23 protein-coding genes and 1 pseudogene are annotated in these 24,618 nt (G+C 33.9%); 15 read left to right on the forward strand and 9 right to left on the reverse strand.

Annotation, left to right across the window (positions count from 1 at the left end; all coding sequences use genetic code 11):
• Nucleotides 1-367: transposase (locus ACGH6Q_RS02535; RefSeq protein ID WP_411591725.1), on the forward strand; the 367-nt coding region annotated here is incomplete at its 5' end.
• Between the two features lie 197 nt (nt 368-564).
• On the opposite strand, the gene apbC is transcribed toward ACGH6Q_RS02535, so the two are convergent.
• The gene (gene apbC / locus ACGH6Q_RS02540) at nt 565-1,638 is read right to left on the reverse strand and encodes an iron-sulfur cluster carrier protein ApbC (protein WP_296301298.1); all 1,074 of its coding nucleotides are present in this window, start codon (nt 1,636-1,638) and stop codon (nt 565-567) included.
• Nucleotides 1,639-1,888: 250 nt separating this feature from the next.
• On the opposite strand from apbC, the gene metG reads away from it, so the two are divergent.
• Nucleotides 1,889-3,916 (forward strand): methionine--tRNA ligase, encoded by a 2,028-nt coding sequence (gene metG, locus ACGH6Q_RS02545; RefSeq protein ID WP_296301299.1) that lies wholly within the window; start codon nt 1,889-1,891, stop codon nt 3,914-3,916.
• A 454-nt stretch (nt 3,917-4,370) separates the two neighbouring features.
• On the opposite strand, the pseudogene ACGH6Q_RS02550 reads toward metG, so the two are convergent.
• Nucleotides 4,371-4,954: pseudogene (locus ACGH6Q_RS02550) on the reverse strand (SDR family NAD(P)-dependent oxidoreductase); the annotation flags it as partial.
• 48 nt (nt 4,955-5,002) lie between these two features.
• Between ACGH6Q_RS02550 and ACGH6Q_RS02555 the strand changes: the two are divergent.
• The gene (locus ACGH6Q_RS02555) at nt 5,003-5,806 is read left to right on the forward strand and encodes a LysR substrate-binding domain-containing protein (protein ID WP_411591727.1); all 804 of its coding nucleotides are present in this window, start codon (nt 5,003-5,005) and stop codon (nt 5,804-5,806) included.
• A 74-nt stretch (nt 5,807-5,880) separates the two neighbouring features.
• On the opposite strand, the gene tolC is transcribed toward ACGH6Q_RS02555, so the two are convergent.
• Nucleotides 5,881-7,224 (reverse strand): outer membrane channel protein TolC, encoded by a 1,344-nt coding sequence (gene tolC / locus ACGH6Q_RS02560; RefSeq protein WP_411591729.1) that lies wholly within the window; start codon nt 7,222-7,224, stop codon nt 5,881-5,883.
• A 139-nt stretch (nt 7,225-7,363) separates the two neighbouring features.
• On the opposite strand from tolC, the gene nudF reads away from it, so the two are divergent.
• Together nudF and cpdA are read left to right on the forward strand one after the other, a co-directional pair.
• Nucleotides 7,364-7,993 carry an ADP-ribose diphosphatase gene (gene nudF, locus ACGH6Q_RS02565; protein WP_411591731.1) on the forward strand — a complete coding sequence of 210 codons (630 nt, stop codon included), beginning with the start codon at nt 7,364-7,366 and terminating at the stop codon, nt 7,991-7,993.
• A gap of 166 nt (nt 7,994-8,159) precedes the next feature.
• Complete coding sequence (gene cpdA, locus ACGH6Q_RS02570) at nt 8,160-8,990, forward strand: 3',5'-cyclic-AMP phosphodiesterase (protein ID WP_411591732.1); 831 nt, start codon at nt 8,160-8,162, stop codon at nt 8,988-8,990.
• Nucleotides 8,991-9,028: 38 nt separating this feature from the next.
• Here the strand turns inward: cpdA and cls are convergent, their stop codons facing one another.
• The 5 genes from cls to fldA form a co-directional block, all read right to left on the reverse strand.
• Nucleotides 9,029-10,492 carry a cardiolipin synthase gene (gene cls / locus ACGH6Q_RS02575; protein WP_411591734.1) on the reverse strand — a complete coding sequence of 488 codons (1,464 nt, stop codon included), beginning with the start codon at nt 10,490-10,492 and terminating at the stop codon, nt 9,029-9,031.
• A 6-nt stretch (nt 10,493-10,498) separates the two neighbouring features.
• The gene (yciA, locus tag ACGH6Q_RS02580) at nt 10,499-10,954 is read right to left on the reverse strand and encodes an acyl-CoA thioester hydrolase YciA (protein WP_065560601.1); all 456 of its coding nucleotides are present in this window, start codon (nt 10,952-10,954) and stop codon (nt 10,499-10,501) included.
• 24 nt (nt 10,955-10,978) lie between these two features.
• Nucleotides 10,979-11,521: an inner membrane-spanning protein YciB gene (locus ACGH6Q_RS02585; RefSeq protein ID WP_065610175.1), complete on the reverse strand. Its 543-nt coding sequence runs from the start codon at nt 11,519-11,521 to the stop codon at nt 10,979-10,981.
• 66 nt (nt 11,522-11,587) lie between these two features.
• Nucleotides 11,588-12,046, reverse strand: a complete 459-nt coding sequence (gene fur, locus ACGH6Q_RS02590; RefSeq protein WP_034909755.1) for a ferric iron uptake transcriptional regulator — start codon at nt 12,044-12,046, stop codon at nt 11,588-11,590.
• Between the two features lie 79 nt (nt 12,047-12,125).
• Nucleotides 12,126-12,638 (reverse strand): flavodoxin FldA, encoded by a 513-nt coding sequence (gene fldA, locus ACGH6Q_RS02595; protein WP_085164389.1) that lies wholly within the window; start codon nt 12,636-12,638, stop codon nt 12,126-12,128.
• 178 nt (nt 12,639-12,816) lie between these two features.
• Between fldA and sucC the strand changes: the two genes are divergently transcribed.
• From sucC to hslU, 10 genes are all read left to right on the forward strand, one after another.
• The gene (gene sucC, locus ACGH6Q_RS02600) at nt 12,817-13,989 is read left to right on the forward strand and encodes an ADP-forming succinate--CoA ligase subunit beta (RefSeq protein WP_034909752.1); all 1,173 of its coding nucleotides are present in this window, start codon (nt 12,817-12,819) and stop codon (nt 13,987-13,989) included.
• A 24-nt stretch (nt 13,990-14,013) separates the two neighbouring features.
• Complete coding sequence (gene sucD / locus ACGH6Q_RS02605; RefSeq protein WP_411591735.1) at nt 14,014-14,886, forward strand: succinate--CoA ligase subunit alpha; 873 nt, start codon at nt 14,014-14,016, stop codon at nt 14,884-14,886.
• 98 nt (nt 14,887-14,984) lie between these two features.
• A complete protein-coding gene (locus ACGH6Q_RS02610) occupies nt 14,985-16,562 on the forward strand; it encodes a cytochrome ubiquinol oxidase subunit I (RefSeq protein ID WP_411591736.1) in 1,578 nt (525 codons plus the stop codon).
• Between the two features lie 12 nt (nt 16,563-16,574).
• Nucleotides 16,575-17,711 carry a cytochrome d ubiquinol oxidase subunit II gene (gene cydB / locus ACGH6Q_RS02615; RefSeq protein ID WP_034909746.1) on the forward strand — a complete coding sequence of 379 codons (1,137 nt, stop codon included), beginning with the start codon at nt 16,575-16,577 and terminating at the stop codon, nt 17,709-17,711.
• A 291-nt stretch (nt 17,712-18,002) separates the two neighbouring features.
• Nucleotides 18,003-18,398: a tol-pal system-associated acyl-CoA thioesterase gene (gene ybgC, locus ACGH6Q_RS02620; RefSeq protein WP_141671007.1), complete on the forward strand. Its 396-nt coding sequence runs from the start codon at nt 18,003-18,005 to the stop codon at nt 18,396-18,398.
• Nucleotides 18,399-19,079 carry a protein TolQ gene (tolQ, locus tag ACGH6Q_RS02625; RefSeq protein ID WP_034909742.1) on the forward strand — a complete coding sequence of 227 codons (681 nt, stop codon included), beginning with the start codon at nt 18,399-18,401 and terminating at the stop codon, nt 19,077-19,079. It abuts the gene before it with no gap.
• Between the two features lie 2 nt (nt 19,080-19,081).
• Complete coding sequence (tolR, locus tag ACGH6Q_RS02630) at nt 19,082-19,507, forward strand: colicin uptake protein TolR (RefSeq protein WP_065574447.1); 426 nt, start codon at nt 19,082-19,084, stop codon at nt 19,505-19,507.
• 21 nt (nt 19,508-19,528) lie between these two features.
• The gene (gene tolA, locus ACGH6Q_RS02635) at nt 19,529-20,644 is read left to right on the forward strand and encodes a cell envelope integrity protein TolA (protein ID WP_411591737.1); all 1,116 of its coding nucleotides are present in this window, start codon (nt 19,529-19,531) and stop codon (nt 20,642-20,644) included.
• Nucleotides 20,645-20,793: 149 nt separating this feature from the next.
• Entirely contained in the window at nt 20,794-21,321 is a 528-nt protein-coding gene (gene hslV / locus ACGH6Q_RS02640; protein ID WP_025316169.1) for an ATP-dependent protease subunit HslV, read from the forward strand.
• A 23-nt stretch (nt 21,322-21,344) separates the two neighbouring features.
• Nucleotides 21,345-22,670, forward strand: a complete 1,326-nt coding sequence (gene hslU / locus ACGH6Q_RS02645) for an HslU--HslV peptidase ATPase subunit (protein WP_174798594.1) — start codon at nt 21,345-21,347, stop codon at nt 22,668-22,670.
• Nucleotides 22,671-22,733: 63 nt separating this feature from the next.
• Here hslU and asmA read toward each other — a convergent pair whose 3' ends face one another.
• Complete coding sequence (gene asmA, locus ACGH6Q_RS02650) at nt 22,734-24,614, reverse strand: outer membrane assembly protein AsmA (protein WP_411591738.1); 1,881 nt, start codon at nt 24,612-24,614, stop codon at nt 22,734-22,736.
• Nucleotides 24,615-24,618 lie beyond the last annotated feature (4 nt).

Raw genomic sequence — 24,618 nt, forward strand, 5'->3', positions numbered from 1 at the left:
AACAGCAGAGCTTGTTATGTCGGCATTAAGCCAAATTAAACAACCATTATCAAAATTAGATTTATTTCATTCAGACCGAGGCAAAGAGTTTGATAATCGGTTATTAGAGGCGTGTTTTAAGACATTTAATATCACGCATTCATTAAGCAAGAAAGGATGTCCTTATGACAATGCGGTAGCGGAAGCGACATTTAAAACAATTAAAACGGAATTTGTAAAAGGCCAACGTTTCAACTCAACGGCTGAGTTACAACGCGCTTTTTCGGCTTATGCCTATTGGTATAATCATAAACGATTACATTCTTCGTTAGGCTACTTGCCTCCCGTTGAATTTAAAAAACACTTACCCCTTAATTTTTTTGTTTGAAAATGTGTTGCCATTCTACTAAAACAACTTCTGAACAATAGCTTGAATTTGTTTTAAGTGATGAATTAGCCGATTTCTATTATCGTTAATAATGTTATTGTTCAAAATGATGAATAAATTTGAGTAGTTATCGAATTAATAGAAATGATATGTAATTAGTATTGGCTGTTTTTACAGCCAATAGTTGGATTTTTAAGTTACAATGTCTTAAAAGCAATATCAGGCAAAATAGCTTCACCTTGCCAATATAACTCACTAGCAATACTTCCTGCAATTTGATAATAAAGTTGGCTAAATTCGTTATCAGGGTGGTTAATGACCGTGGGCTTTCCTGTATCAAGATCTTGGCGTAACATTTTTTGAAGTGGAATTTGCCCTAGCAATTTGGTTTGATATTGCTCAGCTAAATGTTTAGCACCACCTTCACCAAAGATGGCCTCATGATGTCCACAATGTTCGCAAATGTGGTAACTCATGTTTTCAATAATTCCTAGTGTTGGTATGTTTACTTTATTAAACATGGTAATACCTTTTTTTGCATCGATTAAAGCAATATCTTGAGGAGTTGTGATAATCACAGCAGCAGTAACTGGAATGTTTTGCGCAAGCGTTAATTGGATATCCCCAGTACCTGGCGGCATATCAATGACAAGATAGTCGAGTTCTGGCCAAAGCGTATCTTGTAAAATCTGTAATAGTGCTTTACTTGCCATAGGTCCACGCCATACCATGGCACCATTAGGATCAACTAAATAACCAATGGAATTACTAGCAAGCCCATATGCCATGATTGGTGTCATATGTTTATTATCGGGTGTTAAGGGTTGCTGGTTTTCTGTACCTAGCATGGTTGGGATCGAGGGACCATAAATATCTGCATCTAAGATCCCCACTTTAGCGCCTTGTTTTTGTAAAGCTAGCGCAAGATTGACCGCTGTTGATGATTTACCCACACCGCCTTTTCCTGAGCTTATTGCGATAATGTTTTTTATATTATTAATGGCATTTTGGTTATTAGCACGTTTTAAAGTAGCAATTTTATATTCAATATGCCAGTCAACTTCATTAACGCTGTTAAGTTTAAGCAATTTTGGAGTGGTTATTTTTTTCAATTCTTCAAAAGTAGATTGCCAAGCGAAAGGCATTGTTAAATTTATAGTTAAATGGTGATTAACTATTTCGCATTTTTTTATTGCATCGAGTTCAAGTAAATTTTTTTGTAGAGTTGAATGAATAAAATTTTCAAGAATTTTTTTTACTTCAGTGTTCATTGTGGTTATCTCTTTATGCCTTAGTATTTATACTCGTTTTATTTTCAATTACCTTGCATTAAAAGCGTAAAATACCTTAAATAATAAGGTGGTAAACAGTAAATTGGTTTACCCTCATAAAAATGATTATTTTCTGTTTGAAATATGAATTGAGTATATAAATTTTATCAAATTATGGCATAAATCTAGCGATAATCCCACGATTGATGTACTATTTCTGCCATTATGTAAAAAAGGGTAATAAATCAACATGACAACTCAACGCAAAATATTGGTGACTTGTGCACTTCCTTATGCCAATGGTGCAATTCACTTAGGTCATATGCTAGAACACATTCAAGCTGATGTATGGGTACGCTATCAACGTATGCGTGGTAATGAGATCTATTTTATTTGTGCTGATGATGCCCATGGCACGCCAATTATGCTCAAGGCTCAGCAATTGGGGATTACTCCAGAGCAAATGATTAGTGAAGTTAAAACCGAACATCAACGTGATTTTTCTGGCTTTAATATTAGTTATGATAATTACCATTCAACACATAGCCCAGAAAATCGTGAGATATCAGAGCAAATTTATAAACGTTTGAAAGCGAATGGTTATATTAAAACTAAAGTTATTTCACAGCTATTCGATCCTGAAAAACAGATGTTTTTACCAGATCGCTTTGTAAAAGGTACTTGTCCACGTTGTAAAGCCCCAGATCAATATGGCGATAACTGTGAAGTGTGTAGTGCAACTTACAATCCGATTGATTTAATTAATCCTAAATCTGTGGTTTCGGGGGCGACACCAATTTTAAAAGAGTCTGAACATTTCTTTTTCGATCTTCCGGCTTTTTCAACTATGTTACAAGAGTGGATTCGCTCAGGAACATTACAAGATCAAGTTGCTAATAAAATGCAAGAATGGTTCGAATCAGGCTTACAACCGTGGGATATTAGTCGTGATGCACCTTATTTTGGATTTGAGATCCCCGATGCTCCAGGTAAGTATTTTTACGTTTGGTTAGATGCGCCAATTGGTTATATGGGATCTTTCTTAAATTACTGTAATAAACAAAATAAACCAATTTTTGATGAGTTTTGGGACAAAAATTCAAATACAGAACTGTATCACTTCATTGGTAAAGATATTGTTTATTTCCACAGCTTATTTTGGCCAGCAATGCTTGAAGGTAGCGAATATCGCAAGCCTTCCAATATTTTTGTACATGGTTATGTGACTGTTGATGGTGCAAAAATGTCTAAATCACGCGGTACTTTTATTCAAGCAAGTACCTATCTAAAACATTTAGATCCTGATTGTTTACGTTATTATTATGCGGCTAAATTGTCGTCACACATTGATGATATTGACTTAAATTTAGAAGACTTTGTTCAACGTGTAAATAGTGATTTAGTTAATAAAGTTGTTAATATTGCTTCGCGTTCGGCTGGTTTTATTTATAAACGCTTTGGCGGCAAATTATCAGATAAAGTGGCAGAGCCTGAACTGTATTCCTTGTTTGTTGAAAAAGCAGAAGTGATTGCTGACTATTTTGAACAACGCGAATCAGGCAAGGCAATTCGTGAAATTATGGCACTTGCTGACGAAGCTAACCGCTATATTGACGAAAAGGCGCCTTGGGTGGTTGCTAAACAAGAAGGGCAAGATCAAGTGTTGCAAGATATTTGCTCAATGGGAATTCACTTATTCCGCATCTTAATGACCTATTTAAAACCAATTGTGCCTTCATTGGCTGAACGTACAGAAGCATTTTTAAATAGCAAATTAGAATGGAATGAAATTGATAATGCTTTAACAAGTCATAAAATTAATCAGTTTAAAGCTTTATTTAATCGTATTGATATGGATAAAATTACAAACATGATTGAAGAAACAAAACAACAAGCTGCATTAGCCCAACCGGCAAAACCTAAAGTTGCAGAGCCTATCGCTGACACGATTAATTTTGATGATTTTGCTAAAGTCGATATGCGCGTTGCTTTAATTAAACATGCTTGCTTTGTTGAAGGATCCGATAAATTACTTCAATTAACGCTTGATATTGGTGACGAAACCCGTAATGTGTTTTCAGGTATCAAGCAGTTTTATCCTGACCCAGAGGTGTTAATTGGGCGTTTAACTATTATGATTGCTAACTTAGCTCCTCGTAAAATGCGCTTTGGTATTTCTGAAGGTATGGTGCTTTGTGCGAGTGGTAAAGGTGATGATGAAGGTGTGTACCTACTATCACCAGATAGTGGTGCTAAACCAGGAATGCGAATTTCGTAATTGATATCTTTATTATAAAAACTGCATCTTAACAAGTTAATATACTTGTTAAGATGTTTCAGGAAACTATGCGTTTCAGTATAAAATTTGCTTATTTGATAAATAATTGTAGCGTTAGTTTTTTTGGGGCTGTTTTTTTTATTATAAATGTGTTGCCATTCAAGTTTTGAATTTATGTCGTTGAGGGGACTGATGGTTGGTTGCTTAAACTTTTTAAAAAGCCTATAAAAACCTTTCCGTTTACACTTAGAAACCTATTTCATATCTGGCGCCCAATTTCATTTAAACGCCATTTTTTGATCGAAGTAAATAAAACTTCACTTTAAATCAATATGCTATGTTTCTCTTTTTATCCTGAAATTTGGCAATCAAAATAACGACTGCCAAAGTTCAATTTTGCTAAAAATCATATTTTGCTGTTCGATTTAACATTACTTGTAAATTCATTATTTTCTTACTTTTGATTTTCTGACGGATTTCCTGAATAGGGAAATATACTGTCTTTTAGTGAAAAAGAGAAATCTTTTGTATTAATCTCACCAATAACTTTGTTGCTATCGTATAAAGCCAGTAAAAAATCGGCCATTTGCTTTGCTGTATGGTACTTGGTAAAACTTGCATCATAATTGTAGTTACTGACATTATTGGCTTTTTCACCAAATTCTGTTTTTGTCGCGGCCGGAGCTAACACCTTTGCGGTTAATTGGGCGTTAGCTTGCTTTAATTCTTGTGCTAGCCCTTCGGTAAAGGCATTGACATAGAATTTTGTTGCGCAATAGGTTACCGCATTAGGAACGAGTGTATATCCACCAGGGAGGAGATGTTTATTAGTTGTGTCCCAGATTCATTTTGATATTTACGTACATACAGTGTTGAAAAAATTGTTAGGACTTCAATATTTAAATGAAGCATTGATTCGATTTTTCCTAAATCTTGATCGCTAACACTGCCGTAATGACCAAAACCGGCATTATTAATCCATGTTTCAATAAAATAGCTGTCTAAATCATTAAAAAGGGAATAAGCGTTGGTTGTGATACAGGTTCATTTGCATCGGCATCTATTTCATTAAATATCTCTCCGCAAATGGTTGCGAAATATATTCTTTTTTTAGAAACGCAATTAGGGTTAAAGTTACTTAATCGAACAACACGTTCACAAAATCTTACTGAATTTGGTAAGCAGTATTATGAGCGCTGTGTGAGTATTTTAGGTGAAGTTAAAGCCACCTCTATGCTTGCGCAACAGTTTTTAGATAAACCTAGTGGTGTGCTTAGAATTAGTGCACCATTTACTTTTGGTAATTTTACTTTAGTGCCATTAATTAGTAGTTTTATGAAGTGTTATCCCCAAATTAGTGTCGATATACAATTAAGTGATCGTTATGTCGATTTAATTAAGGACGGTTTTGATATCGCTTTTCGGATTGGTGATTTGAGTGATTCAGGCCTTATTGCTCGTAAACTTAATCCTCATCAACTTATTTTTGCTGCCTCACCAGATTATTTAGCGCAATATGGTGTTCCATTAATACCTGATGATTTGAAAAAGCATCAATGCTTGATTTACCAATATGTGAATCAGAATAAAAAAGATCATGTTTGGTCGTTTATGATTAATGGTGAAATAGTCAATATTCCTATATCAGGGACATTTAAAAGTAATCAGACTTCAGCGTTAGCAATAGCAATAGCTGCGATTGAAGGACTAGGTATCACCATGTTGCCAGAATCTATGTTACAAGAACCAATTAAGCAGAAAAAATTATTTCCCATATTACAAAAATTTTTACCACCTGCCAAGCCGCTTAATATGCTTTATACTGCTGATCGTCAGCAACCACCAAAACTAAAAGCATTTATTGAATTTGTGTTGAATGCAATATCGTAATAGGTTTGTTTTTATGCATAATAAAAAAGGCGATTTGCTCGCCTTCTTTATAATTACCATAATTGATTCTACAATTATTTTATTGTAGCTAAAGTGCTTACTTCTTTACCTAACATATTGTTTAGATAAACTAAATCATTAGCAGTTAAAGTTCCTACTGCATATTTTAATTGTAGTAAACTGGTTAAATAGTTATATTTTGCATCTGATAAATTTCGTTTAGAACTGTATAGTTGAGTTGTTGCATTTAATACGTCAACAATTGTTCTTGTTCCAGCTTGGTACTCAGAATTGGTTGCTTCTAATGAACTTTGTGCCGAAACAACTGCTTGTTGATAAGCTTTGATGGCACTTATTGATGATGAAATATTATTGTATGATGAGCGGACTTGATTAATTACACCTCGATTGGTGCTTTCTAATTTTTCGCTAAAACTGACGTAATTTTGTTGTGCTTGCTCAACTTTAGACATTGTTGCACCACCTGAAAAGATAGGTAGGTTTACACTGACGCCAACATAGTTATTCCCTGAATAAGATTTACCATGAGCACCAGTCCCTACGCTATTACCGTATCTATCAGTTTTATTCAAATTAGTTGATGCATCTAAACTTGCTGTAGGTAAATGTCCTGCCTGTGAGAGTTTGATTTGTTCACGCGCTATGTCTTGATTTAACCTCATTGTTAATAAATTAAGATTAGATTTTTCAGATTGTTTTAACAGTGCGCTGATTTGTGCTGGCGATTCTGTTTTAAATGTATTGGTATTGACACTTGCTAAACTTGAATAAAAACGACCACTTACTTGTCGCAATGCTTCAATGGCATTATTTAGATCATTTAATGCATTAACTTGTTGTGCAACAGTTAAGTCATAGTTAGCTTGAGCGTTTTGTACATCAGTGATTGCAACTAAACCAACTTGATGTTGTTGACGAGTTTGTTCTAACTGACGGCCAATTGCTTTTTTCTGTGCATCAATAAAGCTTAATGCATCAAGTGCTTTTAATACATTAAAATAAGCGACAGAAGTATTTAAGATTAATGTTTGACCTTGGTATTGATAGGCAATATCAGCAATACTTGCTTGTTTTTTAGTAATATCTAAGGCTTTCCAATTTGAGAAATTAAAAATGCTTTGAGATACTGCGGCTTGGTATAAGTTGCCATTTTTAGATTTTACACCACTTGTATCACGTCGACCATGAGTAACACCGTAGGAAGCACTTAAACCAACTTGTGGTAGTAAACTTGCTCGAGAACCTGAAATTGCTGCGTATGCTTTATTTTTTTCAGCTAATGAACTACGTAGATCTGGGTTAGTTTCTTTTGCTTGTTCATAAACTTGTATCAAATTTTCAGCAAAGACAGATTGGCTTAACGCTAAGCCAATTAAAAAGGTTAAGGTTTTTTTCATCAATCTTCTCTTTAAAAATCATTAAAATATAGTAGTATTTTTAATAGCGTAATTTTAACAGATAATTAGTATATAGTAAGTATTGTTTGTGTGTCATTCGCACTTTTTATTCAAATTCAGTTTAAATTCGGGAGCTTTTATGAAAATTAAAGACAGTTTGGTAAATTTTGACAAAAATGATGTGTTTAATTTAACAAAACGAATCTTGTATAAAGGTTTTTTTTCTTTGCTTGAATATCGTTTTCAATATCGAAAATTTGATGGTTCAATTAGTGAGATTGTAACTCGTGAAATTTTAGAACGTGGGCATGCGGTTGTACTTTTAGCATATGATGTAAAACGTGATGAAGTTGTGCTAATTGAGCAAATCCGGATTGCTGCGATTGAAACCCAAGATAGTCCTTGGATACTAGAACTTATTGCAGGTATGATGGATCATGAGAATGAATCATTTGAAGAAGTAGCAAGACGTGAAGCAATGGAAGAGGCGGGAGTTGTTATTGGTCGATGTAAACCCATCATCAGTTATTTAGCATCTCCTGGAGGTTTAACTGAACAATTGCACATTTTGGTGGGTGAAGTTGACTCATCAACCGCTGAAGGCATTCATGGTCTTGACGAAGAAAGTGAAGATATTAAAGTTCATGTAGTAAGTCGAACTCAAGCTTATCAATGGGTTAAAGATGGAGTGATTAACAATGCTGCATCAATTATTGCGCTTCAGTGGCTAGAACTTAATCATGATCTCTTAAGAAAAGAGTGGAAATAACTTTTTAGGCATCATTTTTAATTATTTCTTTCATAAATGTGAGAACTATTTTACACTTTAATAGAATGCTAGGATTTATAATAAATTGTTTTTTCAGTCACAATGTCTATTGTGTTGTTGACATTATTAACCATGATTATAGATTAATAGACAATTGGGGTGAATTTTGGAGTCATTTCTAAAACTTCCAATCTGTAATAAAAATTACGGTAAAATATTACATATAACTGATACTCATCTTTTCGCTGATGACAATGCTTCATTGCTTGGTGTTAATTCTAATGCAAGCTTTCTAGCGGTTATAAATGAAGTTGAACGTAGTAATAAGAAGTTTGATTTAATTGTAGCAACGGGTGATTTTGTACAAGATGGCTCTAAAAAAGCTTATGCGCGTTTTGCAGAACAAATAATTAAGTTTGACACCCCTTGTGTGTGGTTGGCTGGCAATCATGATAATTATTTGTATATGCAAGATGTGTTTGCAAATTATCAACTTGTTGATAATAAGGTAGTTTTGTTGGGAGATAAATGGCTAATTATTTTATTGAATAGCCAAGTTGTTGGTCAGGCTTACGGTTTTTTGTCTGGATCTGAACTTAAGTTTTTACATAATGTTTTAACTGAACATCCTAATAGAAATGCATTAGTTTTTTTACACCACCATCCAGTTAATTCTGGTTGCTATTGGTTAGATCATCATATTTTAAAAAATAGTGACCAGTTAGAGAAAATTATTCAAAAACATCCCAATGTAAAAGGAATTGGGTGGGGACATATTCATCAAAAACAAGATTATGTTTGGCATAATTGTAAGGCATTTTCAACTCCTTCCACTTGTTTTCAATTTAAACCTGAATGTTACGATTTTCAATTATCAAGCGACGATGCACCAGGTTGGCGGGAAATCACACTTAAGATTGATGGTTCTATTGATAGTGATGTTTATCGATTAAAGGATAATCAGTTTTTGCCAGATGTTTCTCAAAATGGTTATTAGTAGTTAGTAATCATAATAAGTTTAAAATAGGTTAATAATTACAGCAAAGGTGCGAAAAAGTAAAAAAGCCGCTCGACAATGCGTTGCCAAATAGGGCGTTGATTCCACTCTTTGGTGTTTATTTCATCTGAATTAGATAAATATTTTTGTAAAAGATTTGATAAAGATTTAGCGAACTCTGCATCATCAATCACAGTTGTAATTTCAAAATTAAGCCACAAACTGCGCATATCTAAATTGACAGTACCGACAAGACTTAATTGATTGTCAATTAAAACACTTTTAGTATGTAGCAAATTATCATTGAATTGATAGAGTTTTACTCCGCCGTTTAATAATTCAGAAAAGAATGCTCGACTTGCCCATTTTACCATTAATGAGTCATTATTTTTAGGAATGATGATGATGACTTCAACACCTCGCTGTGCAGCTGTGCATACAGCATGTAAAATATCATCACTTGGTACTAAATAAGGTGTAGTGAAAATAATTTGTTCTTGTGCCGAATAAATTGCTGTTAATAATACTTGGTGGATCATGTTTTCCATATAACCCGGACCCGATGCTATTAATTGCATAATGTGTTTATTATCTTCAGGTGGTTCAGCGAAATCAGTGATTTTCGGTAGGGATAAATATTTGCCAGTTTCTAATTCCCAATCACTGGCATATAAGGCACCCATGAGTGTTGTAACAGGGCCATTCATTCTGACCATGATATCAACCCATTTGCCAACATGTTTATTTTGTTTGAAGAAACGCGGATCGACAATATTCATACTACCAGTATAAGATATATAGTTATCGATAATAGCTACTTTGCGGTGTTGACGTAAATCTAACCGCCTAAACATAAATCGAAGTAAATTTACTTGTAAGGCTTCGACAATGATGATGCCTGCAGCACGCATTCTTTTACTAGCATTACTTTTAATAAAATGTCTGCTACCAGCAGAATCAACCATTAATCGGCAAGTTACACCTCGTTTAGTTGCTTGAATAAGTGCTTGCTCGACATCATCAGCACGACCACCTTCATTCCATATATAAAATACCATTTCGATATTTGATGTCGCATGATTTATATCATCAATTAAACGGTTAAAAATTATGTTTGTTTCACTCAGTAACTCAATATGATTGCCATTAATTCCATCAAGACCAGTTTGATGTTTACAAAGCTGAAAAATTGGTTTGCTGACTTGGCTGACTTTGTTGGTGAATATGTCAGGAAAGTCACTTAGTTGGTTAATAAACTTGGAAATAGTCGGGCGCATTTTTTGTGCGCGTTTAACTCGTTGCTGACCTAAGTGAGCTTCGCCCAGTGAAAAATAAAGAATCACACCGACAAGCGGTAAAATATAAATAACCAGCATCCATGCAATAACATAAGTTGTCGGTCTTCGCTTAAAGACAATCCGTAAAGTTGTTGAAACAATGATCAACCAATAAATAAGGAAGATCAAAGTACTAATTAATGCATGAAATGAGGTAAATTGCATATTTAATTAGCTATCAGTTAGGTTTAACTTGGTTATTGGATCTTTAGTACAATCATAATTTTGAAATACTTCAGGTAATGGTTTTGGATTATTATGTTTATCTACTGAAACATATGTGAATACGGCATCTGTTATGCAAAACCGTTGTGTTGAATCCGATGTATCTATGACTTTTTTAACCCAAACTTCAATACCAATTGTGATAGAGGTTTTTCCAGTTTTGATGCAATGAGCATAACAACAAACAACATCTCCTACCATTGCGGGCTTGTAAAATGTAATACTACTAGCATTAACGGTTACAACTCGATTTCTGGCTATTTCTTTTGATAAAATACCTCCAGCGAGATCCATTTGAGACATTATCCATCCACCAAAAATGTGACCATGCGGATTAGTGTCAGCAGGCATTGCTAGCGTTCTAAGTACTAATTGACCTTTAGGGGCTATATTTTGTGTCATGCTAAATTACTCCGTATGTACAATTTATTTATTTTCGGTATCTTTATTCATATTTTTATAGATATAGATACCTGATATCAACGATAATAGTAAGGATGCACCAGGTAAAATAAATACTTTAAATATCCAAAAGAAATCATCTGTCATGTAATAGGTCGCACCTAAACTAATGGTGCCACATAATATAAAAAAGAAGATCCATAATAAATTTAATTTATTCCATATGTTGGTCTCTAGTTGTATTTCTTTACCTAACATTGTTTGAAGTAGGTTTTTTTTGAAAAAAAATTGGCTAACTAATAGGGCTGAGGCAAATAAGAAATTAATAATAGTTACTTTCCATTTAATAATATTGGGATCACGCATATAGAGTGTGAATCCACCAAAAACCATAACCATCAGATAAGAAATTAGTTCTACTTTATCTAATTTTCTATATAAAATTAGAACAAGAAGAAAACACAAGGTAGCAGCAATCATTAATGCTTGAACGCCAACAAAAATATCATACTTGGTTAGAAATACAAAAAAGAATACAAGAGGAATAAAATTTAAAAGTTGTTTCATTCAATTATTGTCCTAGCACTAAAGATGAATTGATATATTTTAAATAAAAAGCCTATTGGAATAGGCTTATTTTTTGTGATGAAGTTCGGGATGGGCTTTGCAATCACCCGACTGGCAATGGCCATATAGATATAAACTGTGAAAAGTTAAATTAACACCATATTGTTCGGCAATCTCTTTTTGTCTAGCATTGATAATATCATCACGAAATTCAAACACTTCGCCACAATCTAAACAAATTAAATGATTATGATGTTGTTGTGTTGCTAGTTCAAATACTGCCTTACCACCCTCAAAGTTATGACGAGTAACAATTCCAGCATCATCAAATTGATTCAAAACACGGTAAACTGTTGCAAGTCCAATTTCTTCCCCCATATTAAGTAGTTTTTTGTAAAGATCTTCTACAGTAATGTGTTGGCATGAAGGATCTCGTAATAATTCTAAAATCTTTAATCGTGGTAACGTAACCTTTAAACCAGCGCTTTTGAGTGCTTCATTATTATCATTATCATGATTTGTCATATTACTTTCCAATTAATTTATTAATCATAATTCATTATAGGAACTATGTAGGGTAAATAAAAGAAATCAATTCAATAGACTAAATTTTCATTTCTGTTTTAACTTGATTTACCCAATTATTAATACGTTCTTCGGTTAATTCAGGTTGACGATCTTCATCAATGGCTAAACCAATGAAATGAGTGTCATCAACTAAGCTTTTAGATGCTTCGAAACTATAACCTTCGGTTGACCAGTGTCCAACAATTTTTGCTCCTTTAGGTTCAATAATATCGCGGAGTGTTCCCATAGCATCACAGAAATATTCTGCATAGTCTTCTTGATCGCCACAACCAAAGATAGCCACTGTTTTACCACTAAAATCAATTTTTTCTAAATTGGGAAAAAAGTCATCCCAGTCAGCTTGAGATTCACCATAGTACCAAGTTGGAATACCGAAAAATAGGTAATCGTATTGTTCAATGTTTTCTTTAGTGGCTTTTGCAATGTCGAAAAGATCAGCTTTGTCACTACCTAAAATGAGTTGGATTTGCTTTGCTACATTTTCTGTATTACCTGTATCACTACCAAAAAAAATACCAACTTGTTTCATATTTGTACCTTTACTATCTATGATATTAAAATATTTTAGGAGTATATCATTGTCACTTATTATCAGCAATAATTCTAAATTACACAGAACATAAGTTATTATGTGCTATACAATTTATTTATCTTGCATTAAAATTATTGCCTATTTTTTATATTAAATTAGGCTGTGGAATTTCATTATGAATTTGCATGAGTATCAATCTAAATATCTTTTTAAACAATATAATTTGCCTGTACCTGAAGGGTATGTTTGTAACTCAATCGGTGAAATACAAGATACATTAGCTGAATTATCTTCAGGGACAAATTTAGGAGCTTGGGTTGCTAAATGTCAAGTTCATGCAGGGGGAAGGGGTAAAGCTGGTGGTGTTATTTGTACTCAAAACTATAGTGAAATAATGCAATTTGCTGAAAAATGGTTAGGGCAAAATCTAGTTACTTATCAAACCACCGATAAAGGTCAACCAGTTAATAAGATTTTAATTGAAAAAGCGTCTAATATTCAGAAAGAACTTTATTTAGGAGCAGTGGTCGATCGTAGTTCCAAGCGTGTAGTAATTATGGCTTCGACAGAAGGTGGTGTTGATATTGAAAGCGTTGCTGAAAAAACACCATATTTAATTTATAAAACTTCACTTGACCCGTTAACTGGCCCTTGTGCTTACCAAGGGCGTGAACTTGCGTTCAAATTGGGATTAACAGGTAAATTAATTAATCAATTTACAAAGTTATTTGTTAATTTTGCAAAACTATTTTTAGAAAATGATGTTTCATTAGCTGAAGTTAATCCATTAGTGATTACTGATTCCGATGAGCTAATTTGTTTGGACGCAAAAGTTGTGTTAGATGATAATGCCATTTTTAGACATCCTAATTTAAATATTTTAAGGGACACAACTCAAGAAGATGAACGTGAGTCAATTGCCGCAAAACAAGGTATTAGCTATGTATCATTAAATGGCAATATTGGTTGTATGGTTAATGGTGCAGGTCTTGCGATGGCAACTATGGATATTATTAAACTACATGGTGGTTCGCCAGCTAACTTTTTGGACGTTGGTGGTGGCACAACGAAAGAGCGTGTTGCTGAAGCATTTAAGTTGATATTATCTGACAAAAACGTGAAAGCGATTTTAGTTAATATTTTTGGTGGTATTGTTCGTTGCGATTTAATTGCCGATGGAATTATTAGTGCAATTAAAGAAATAGGTCTTACTGTTCCTGTTGTTGTTCGCCTTGAAGGTAACAATGCACAGCTTGCTCGAGAAATTTTAGCTAAAAGTAAATTAAATGTTATTACTGCCGAAAGTTTACTAGATGCGGCCCAAAAAATTGTTGCTGTTGCCAAATAATAGGACGCATGGAGAATAGTTATTATGTCAATTTTAGTTAATAAAGAAACAAAAGTTATCTGTCAAGGATTTACTGGTAGTCAGGGAACTTTTCATTCTGAACAAGCGCTTGCCTATGGTACTAAGTTAGTTGGTGGTGTGACACCAGGTAAAGGAGGAACAACCCACTTAGGTTTACCTGTTTTTAATACTGTTAAAGAAGCGGTTGTTGCAACTGGTGCAACAGCTAGTGTTATTTATGTGCCAGCAGCATTTGGTAAGGATTCTATTTTGGAAGCGATTGATGCAGGCATTAAACTAATAGTCTGTATTACCGAAGGTATTCCAACTCTAGATATGCTTGTTGTTAAGGCAAAATTACAACAAAATAATGTTGTAATGATTGGACCAAATTGCCCGGGTATTATTGTTCCTGATGAATGTAAAATTGGTATTATGCCTGGACATATTCATCGTGCAGGAAAGGTTGGCATTGTTTCGCGTTCTGGAACGTTAACTTATGAAGCGGTTAAACAAACAACGGATATTGGTTTAGGGCAATCCGTATGTATAGGTATAGGAGGTGACCCTATACCTGGTAGTGATTTTATTTCTATTTTAGCATTGCTTGAGCAAGATCCTAAAACTGAAGTTATTGTAATGATAGGTGAAATTGGTGGTAGTGCTGAAGAAGAAGCAGCTGAATATGTTAAAAAACATGTAATTAAACCTGTTATAGCTTATATTGCTGGTGTTTCAGCTCCATCAGGAAAACGTATGGGGCATGCAGGTGCAATTATTTCAGGAAAGAAAGGAACAGCGGTAGAAAAATCTAAAGCATTGCAATCTGCAGGTATTACAGTTGTAACAAGCCTTACCGATATAGGTGATGCAGTAAAAAAACAACTCAAAATATAAATTTTTTGATGTATATCAATTTTATTCTGTGATTATCGGTGTATAATGCTTGGCAATAACGTAGAAATTTGTGAGCATTTAAGGATTAGGGAGCGTTTATGCTAGATATAGTAGAACTTTCACGGCTCCAGTTTGCTCTTACTGCAATGTATCATTTTATTTTTGTTCCATTAACGCTAGGATTAGCGTTTATGCTAGCAATTATGGAAACGGTATACGTTGTTAGTGGTAAGCAAGTCTGGAAAGATATGACAAAATTCTGGGGTAAACTGTTTGGTATCAACTTTGCAGTAGGTGTCGCAACAGGTTTAACCATGGAATTTCAATTTGGTACTAACTGGTCTTATTATTCGCATTATGTGGGAGATATTTTTGGTGCACCGTTAGCTATTGAAGGTTTAATGGCATTCTTTTTAGAATCAACCATGGTAGGTTTATTTTTCTTTGGTTGGGATAGATTAAACCGTGGTAAGCATTTAATGGTGACTTGGTGTGTCGCATTTGGTTCTAACCTTTCAGCTCTTTGGATTTTAGTAGCTAATGGTTGGATGCAATTCCCAATAGGTTCTGAATTTAACCCTATTAATTCACGCATGGAAATGGCTAATTTCTATGAGTTAATTACTAATACAGTTGCTCAATATAAATTTGTTCATACTGTTGCAGCAGGTTATTTAACAGGTGCTATTTTTATTTTAAGTATTAGCTCTTACTATTTGTTAAAAAAACGTGATGTTGCCTTTGCCAAACGATCTTTTGCTGTTGCAGCCACATTTGGATTTATTATGTCAATCGTTGTGGCGATTATGGGTGATGAAGCAGGTCATGAGATGACAACTGTTCAGCCTGCTAAACTTGCAGCAATTGAAGCAGAATGGGAAACTCAACCTGCACCAGCATCATTTAATGTTATTGCTTTTCCATCACAAAGCAATAAAGAAAACTTGTTTGCAATAGAGATCCCATATGTTATGGGAATAATGACCACTCGTTCACTTGATACTCAAGTAACAGGATTAAAAGATATTTTAGCAAATAATGAAAAAAGAATTCGCAATGGGATATTAGCCTATAGTAATTTGGAGAAGATCCATCAGGGTAATCAAGACCCTAATGTACTGAAAGCTTTTGAAGATAATAAATCTGATTTAGGTTATGGTTATTTAGTCAAACGTTTTACTGATCGTGATAATTTGGCTATACCTCAGGCTACTGAAGAACATATAAAGGCTGCGGCAGAAGACTCAATTCCTACAGTTTGGCCTCTATTCTGGGCTTTCAGAGTTATGGTTGGCCTTGGTGTATTAATGATTTTGGGGACTGGGTTTGCTTTATGGACCACTTATAAAAATAAAATTGGTGAAAAGCGTTGGTTACACCGCATATTAATTCTTTTTTTACCGTTCCCTTGGCTGGCATGTGAGTCAGGTTGGTTTGTTGCCGAGTATGGACGTCAACCTTGGGCAATTCAAGACATCTTACCGACTGGAGTAGCAAATTCTTCATTAACAGCAGGTGAAGTGTTATTCACTATGGTTCTTATTTGTGGACTTTATACACTATTCTTAATTGCTGAATTATTCTTAATGTTTAAATTTGCTCGCTTAGGGCCAAGTTCTTTAGGCACAGGCAATTATCATTATGAAAAAACACAACCGGTAACAGATAGGACATAGGGAGTATACACAATGATTGATTACGAGATTGTACGCGTCATCTGGTGGGTGCTGATTAGTGTTGTTTTAATCGGTTTTGTTGTAACAGATGGTTTTGATATGGGCGTTGGTATTTTATTACCATTTATTGGTAAGACTGATACAGAACGTCGCATTATGATTAATGCAATTGCTCCTCATTGGGATGGTAACCAAGTATGGTTAATTACTGCTGGTGCAGGAATATTTGCTGCTTGGCCAATGGTATACGCTGCGTCGTTTTCTGGTTTTTATATTGCAATGATTTTAGTTCTTTGTGCGCTATTTTTTAGACCAATTGGTTTTGATTATCGTAGTAAACTAGAAAATTCAAAATGGCGTAATTTATGGGATGCTGGTATTTTTGCAGGTAGCTTTGTGCCAGCATTAGTTTTTGGTGTTGCTTTTGGTAACTTATTAGAAGGTGTTCCTTTCCGATTTGATAACTCTTATCGTGTATTTTATGATGGTAACTTCTTTGGTTTGCTTAATCCTTTTGCATTGTTGACTGGCGTTGTTAGCTTAATGTTATTTGTTGCTCATGGTGGTGCTTGGTTACAAATGAAAACATCAGGGGAACTTTATTTAAGAGCCAGAAAGGCTACACAAATTGCTAGCTTAGTAATGTTAATTGCATTTGTTTTGGCTGGAGTTTGGGTTGCATTTGGCATTCATGGTTATGAAGTTACCAGTGTGATTGATTATAATGCAGCATCTAATCCATTGACTAAAACAGTTTCTACTGATGCTTCATGGTTAGATAACTATCTGAATTATCCAGTTTTATGGATAGTCCCTGTTTTAGGTATGGTGTTACCACTGCTTACTATTCTTTTTTCTAGTCTAAACAAAAATGCATTAGTATTTATTTCATCAGTATTAACAATTGCCTGTGTTTTATTTACCTATGGTATTGCAACTTTTCCATTTATTATGCCTTCAAGCATTATGCCAAATGCAAGTTTAACAATATGGGATGCATCATCAAGCCAATTAACACTTAATATTATGTTTATTGTGGTTCTTATATTTTTACCTATTGTCCTTATATACACTATTTGGTCATATATCAAAATGTTTGGAAGACTAGATAAAAATCATATTGAAAATAATAAACATTCTCTTTATTAAGGAACTATTATGTATTACATTTTGTGGTTTATAGGAATTATTGCTGCATGTATGCTATCGGCTGTTACAGGTTTGTTAGTTGAAAGGGGTAGCGAAAAAGAAACTAATAACAAATAATATCAAGTATAAATTAATAAAAAGGTGACAAATAGTCACCTTTTTAATTAGTAAGTAAAATATTAGCAATAAAGGAAAATGATAATTGTTTTCATTTGCTGTTTTTTATATCATAGTGCAGCGAAGTTTATATTCAGATATAATAACACCAAATTTGATTAGTGTGATTTGGATATGAAACAATTCAATTGGAATGCAAGAGTTTATTATGAAGACACAGATGCAGGCGGTGTAGTTTATCATGCTAGATATCTAGCATTTTTTGAAAGAGCAAGGACTGAAATTTTAAGACAACTAGGAATTAGCCAACAGACCTTATTACAAGAAAATATTGCGTTTGTTGTTAAAAAAATGGATATTAGCTACCATTTTCCTGCTCGTTTAGATGATATGCTTACTATTAGTACTAAGGTGGATCAAACTCGCAAAGCATCTATTATTTTCAAACAGACTATTGTTAATCAAAATGAACGAGTTATCAGCACAGCAGATGTGCTTATTGCCTGTGTAGATATCGCTAAGATGAAGCCATGCGGGCTTCCTAAGTTATTAGTTTTGGAGTTTATATAAGTGGAAAATCTGAACATTATTAATCTATTTTTGCAAGCGGGGTTGTTAGTACAATGTGTTATGTTATTGCTACTTACTTTTTCTGTTATATCATGGGCTATTATATTTCAACGGAGTAAGATTTTAGGAAAAGCTAAAAAACAAGTTGAGGAATTTGATAATAGTTTTTGGGCTGCTGATGATTTAAATATTTTATTTGATAAAGCGAAATTTTATAAAGAAGAAATTAGTGGTACAGAGCATATTTTTTATTCAGGTTTTAAGGAGTTTTCACGGCTTTATCAAATTAATCCAAATATGGCAGAATCTGCTTTAGATGGAGCATTGCGTTCTATGCGTTTAGCTATGAATCGTGAACTTGATATCCTTGAATTACACATTCCTTTTCTAGGTACAGTAGGTTCTATTAGTCCATATATTGGTTTGTTTGGTACTGTTTGGGGAATTATGCATGCATTTATTTCTTTAGGTGCAGTTAAACAGGCAACGTTACAGATGGTTGCGCCAGGGATTGCTGAAGCATTAATTGCAACCGCAATTGGTCTATTTGCTGCTATTCCTGCCGTACTTGCTTATAATCGTTTATCATTGAGTGTGAGTCGAATTGAACAAAGCTATCTTAACTTTATTGATGAATTTTCTGCAATTTTACAACGCCAAGCAGTTGCTGTTAGGAAATAATTATGAGTAGAAGCAGACGTTCTCGTTATTCGACTAAATCTGAGATCAATATAGTACCTTTACTTGATGTACTATTAGTATTAGTGCTTATTTTTATGGCAACGGCACCAATTATTAGTCAAAGTGTTGAAGTTGATCTACCTGAAGCATCGGAATCTAAGACGATTTCACCATCAGAAACTAAACCAATCATTATTGAAGTGTCAGGTGTTGGAGTTTATGCTCTAATTATTGAGCAGGACCGTCAAGCTAATTTACCACAAGAAAAAATTGTTGCAGAAGTTAAGCAACAGATGTTGCTTAATGAAAAGGCCGTGTTTTTAGTTGGTGGAGCTAAAGATGTTCCCTATGAAGAAATTATAAAAGCGTTGAATTTATTACAATCAGCAGGTGTTAAGTCTGTAGGATTAATGACTCAACCAATTTAAATATTATAAAAGATGTCAGCAATGTCTCATAAGTCAAATTCAAAATTAAGTATAGCTATTGTAATATCTATTATACTACATATCATTTTAATTATTATTTTAGGTTACCGAGTTATGTATAGTAATGATGTTAATTATGGTAGCTTTAACGGCAACTCTATCGATGCTATTATGGTTGATCCTTCTGTAATGAATGAACAATACCAAAGACAACTAAAAACACAGATTAGCCAAAAGCGGGCTGAGCAACAAAGGCAGCAACAAATAGAAGAGCAGGCTCAAGCTTTACAAGAACAGCAACTGGCTCAACAGCAACGACTTAAAGAGTTAGAAAGAGAGCGCTTAAAAGTAGAAGAACTACAAAAGAAAGAGGCAGAGGCTGCACAGGCGGCACGGGTAGCAAGGCAAAAAGAAGAAGATGAACGTAAAGCTAAAGAACAGCTAGAAGAACAGCAAAGACAAGCTGAAAAGCAGCGTTTAGAACAACAGCAAGCGGAATTAGCTAAACAAAAAGCTGAGCAAGAAGCTAAATTAAAAGCTGAGCGAGAGTTATTAGAAAAGCAACGTGAGGAAAATCAACGTAAACAAGAAGAGTTAATTAAACAAAAAGCTGAACAAGAAGCTAAAGCTAAAGCCGAACAGGAAATTATAGAAAAGCAGAGAATTGAAAATGAACAAAAACAAGCTAAGTTAGCTAAAGAGAAAGAAGAGCAAGCAAAAAAGCAAGCCGCTGAAAAAGCTGCTGCCGATAAAGCTAAGCGAGCTGCACAAGCTAAAAAAGATAAAGAACTTGATAATTTACTAAACGGGTTAACATCAGGCACATCTAATCCATCAGGTGGTGCTGCTAGTCGTAAAGGTGTTTCTGATGGAGAGCTAAATAAATACAAATCATTAGTTCAAAATGCGATTAGTAATAAGTTTATTAATCCTAATAAATTATATAGTGGCCGAAATTGTGTATTAGAAATTCAAATTGCACCCGATGGTTTATTGCTTGATGTGAGTGCAAAAGGTGGTGATGATGCATTATGTCGAGAAGCCCTTTCTGCAACTAAACAAGCTATTATTCCAAAACCTGCGAGCACATTTTATAATCAAGTAAAAATAATGACAATTGACTTTCAACCAAAATAGTTTTTATTCGCAAACGCTATATTTCCAGAAATTTTTTTAAAATAAATTAACAATATCTTCAAATTAAAATGTTGAAATTATATTAATCATCCCTATATATAGTCTATTCATTCCGAATAAAGTTACTTAAGTGAAAGAAGGAGCAGAATATGACGACAATTGTCAGTGTCCGTCGTGAAGGTCAAGTGGTTATAGGTGGCGATGGGCAAGTTACGCTCGGCGAGCGTATTATTATGAAGGGAAATGCTCGTAAAGTTCGTCGTTTATATAATAACAAAGTGATTGCAGGTTTTGCTGGCGGTACAGCAGATGCTTTTACACTATTTGAACTGTTTGAAAGAAAACTAGAGATGCATCAAGGACATTTAACTAAAGCAGCTGTCGAACTAGCTAAAGACTGGCGAACAGATAGAATGCTACGTAAGCTAGAGGCACTACTTGCTGTTGCTGATGAAAGTGCATCATTGATTATTACAGGTACTGGTGATGTCATTCAACCAGAAGATGACTTAATTGCTATTGGTTCTGGAGGCCCTTATGCGCAAGCAGCGGCACGAGCACTACTAGATAATACCTCACTTTCTGCACATGATATTGTGCAAAAATCATTATCGATTGCTGGAGACATTTGTGTTTATACCAATAATTTCCAAACAATTGAAGAACTTAATTATTAATCTGATTTAAGAGAAATTTAACTATGTCTGAAATGACTCCTCGTGAAATTGTAAGCGAACTAAATCAACATATTATTGGGCAAGAAAAAGCAAAACGTTCTGTTGCAATTGCGTTACGTAATCGTTGGCGCCGTATGCAACTAGATGAAACATTACGTCATGAAGTTACACCAAAAAATATACTTATGATTGGGCCAACAGGTGTTGGTAAAACTGAAATTGCAAGACGTCTAGCCAAATTAGCGCATGCACCGTTTATTAAAGTAGAAGCAACTAAGTTTACCGAAGTTGGTTATGTGGGGAAAGAAGTTGATTCAATTATTCGGGATTTAACTGATTCTGCAGTAAAAATGATCCGTCAAGAGGCGATTGAACGCAATCGTAATCGAGCGGAAGAATTAGCTGAAGAGCGCATTTTGGATGTACTTGTACCGCCAGCTAAAGATGGGTGGGGACAAGTTGAAGATAATAATACAACAGCAAGACAAGCTTTCCGCAAAAAATTACGTGAAGGTTCACTTGATGACAAAGAGATAGAAATCGAATTAGCTGGTGTTAATATTGGTGTTGAAATTATGGCTCCTCCAGGTATGGAAGAGATGACCAATCAATTACAGTCAATGTTTCAAAATTTAGGTGGACAAAAAACAAAACCACGTAAAATGAAGATTAAAGATGCACTCAAACAACTCATTGAAGAAGAAGCTGCTAAATTGGTTAATCCTGATGATCTTAAACATGAGGCGATTGAAGCAGTAGAACAAAATGGAATTGTTTTCATTGATGAAATAGATAAAGTTTGTAAACGTGGTAATTCTTCAGGCCCAGATGTTTCACGTGAGGGAGTACAACGAGATCTTTTACCATTGGTTGAAGGTTGTACAGTGTCGACTAAACATGGATCTGTTAAAACGGATCATATTTTGTTCATTGCATCAGGTGCTTTCCAAACAGCAAATCCATCTGATTTAATTCCTGAATTACAAGGCAGATTACCAATTAGGGTTGAATTACAAGCTCTAACAAGTGAAGATTTTGAACGTATTTTAACCGAACCAAATGCTTCACTTACTGTTCAGTATAAAGCTCTAATGGCAACTGAAGGAGTTAACATCGATTTTACCTCGGATGGTATTCGTAAAATTGCGGAATCAGCATGGCAAGTAAATGAGCAAAATGAAAATATTGGTGCCCGCAGGTTGCATACTGTTTTGGAACGCTTGATGGAAGATGTTTCATTCGAAGCTAGTGAACTCGGTGGAGAAACTGTAACTATTGATGCTAAATATGTAAGCGATCATTTAGATAAGCTTGTTGCAGATGAAGATCTAAGTAAGTTTATTTTATAAAAAGTTTAACTTCTAAACATAAAAAGGTGAAGATGAATTTGCTCAACTTCACCTTTTTTCTTGTTACTTTCTTATTAGCTCGCCTAAGATATCTGCAGCTTTTGATTTAGATTTTGAATTATCTTTAGAGTCATGAGTTTTTAATTTTTCGCGGAGTTTGTCTAAACGGTCTTGTAATTTATCGCTTAGTGCATCGGTAATTAATTTACTCATATCTATTTGATAATGAAGATTAGCAAATTGCCCATAAATACGTAGTGGTATTGTTAACTTTTGCAGTTTACTAATTGTTTCACTTTTACCGTTCCAGCCACCTAATATTTTTAAATTCAAATTAACATCCAAATCTTGTTTTAAAAAACCAACTCGCCCTGATCCATCAATGACATCAAGAGTTTCAGAATTGGCATTTAATGTCGACAATTGCAAATTACCTTGCCTCAAATTACCAATAGCTGAAATTTTATGGAATTCAGTATATTTTTTTTGATTTTCAGGAGTCATGATGTCCTTTGAATATTGAGTTGCCGTATTTTGGATGATTCTTTGAATATTTAAATTATTTAGCCTTGCATTAGTTACTACTATATTCAAATTTCCTTGCAAGTTGGCTAAGATTTTTGAACCAGATAAGCTGTTGCTTTCTAAATCTCCAGTAGCGTTAAATAAACCCTCTAGATCATGTGCTATATTTAATTGATTAAAAAATGTATTTAAATCAACATTGGATATTTTGGTATTAAGCTTCATTAGTGTACTTTTTTGTTTACCATTTGCTAAACCAGTTGCAGCTATATGGCCATTAGCAATATCAAAGTTAATCTTTTTAAATATTGCAATACCTTCCTCATTGGTCATATCAATGTCAATATTATTTAATGTTACTTTGTTAGCATTAATCTGTTTAATATTTAATTTAGCTTTAGCATTAAAATTATTCAGAAAGTTTAATTCATTATTGGTTTTTGTGACATTCGACACCACTGGTGAAGTTTGTTGAGGATTTGCTTCTTTATTTGAATTTTGACTTGTTTTCAAGAACGAAGTGAGATCGATTTTATCTGAATTTAACTGCAAATTTATATATGGTTTATTTGCTAAATCAGCATTTATTGTGGCAGTAAAATGATTTTCATTAATTGAAAAAGTTAAATTTTGGCTTTTAAGTAACATTTGTGGATGATGGTAGTTAAATACACCGCTAATGTTACCTTTTAGCTCTTTTGTTGAATTGTCTACACCTTTATAAATGAAATCTAATTTCTTTAAATCGATTAACGCTTGTTCTGGAAATTGATTTAAATCGACATATGCATGTATCAAATAAGATAAATCTTGTTGATTTTTATCTATATTACCTTTTAAATCGATGGAAATATTTTTTTCACTATTTTGTTCTAACACTAGATTAATATTTCTAAAGTTAATTAAATCATTATTATGTTGTAATGTCACAGTACTATCACTAACTTCAAATTTATTTAAGCTAAATTTCCAATTAGATGAAATTTTTTGATCTTTAGAATCAGTTGGTTTATTCGTGGTTGTATTAGATGATGTTTTTGTACCATTTTTTGCAATATTACCTTTACTTTCATTGGTGATACTGATAACTGCTGATTTTATAAAAACATTTTTGACAGATAATTTTTTGGAGAATAGAGGTAGTAACTCAACGTCTAATCTCATATTATCTGCAGTTAGAAGGGGTTTTGAAGCTCCTGCATCAGTTAGCTTAATTGAATCAGTTAAAATACTCACTTGCGGCCATATATGCCAACGTAAATTTCCATCGATGGATAATTCATATCCTGTTTTATCTTTAACTGTATCAGAAATAAACCCACGAAAGTTGTTGGGATCAACAAAAACAATCAATGAAACAACACTAATTGTTATGACTAAAATTAAAGCAAATAGAATAACCAATATTTTTTTGATCATATTA

This window comes from Gilliamella sp. BG2 (assembly GCF_046635645.1).
GTDB classification, from domain to species: Bacteria; Pseudomonadota; Gammaproteobacteria; order Enterobacterales; family Orbaceae; genus Gilliamella; species Gilliamella bombi.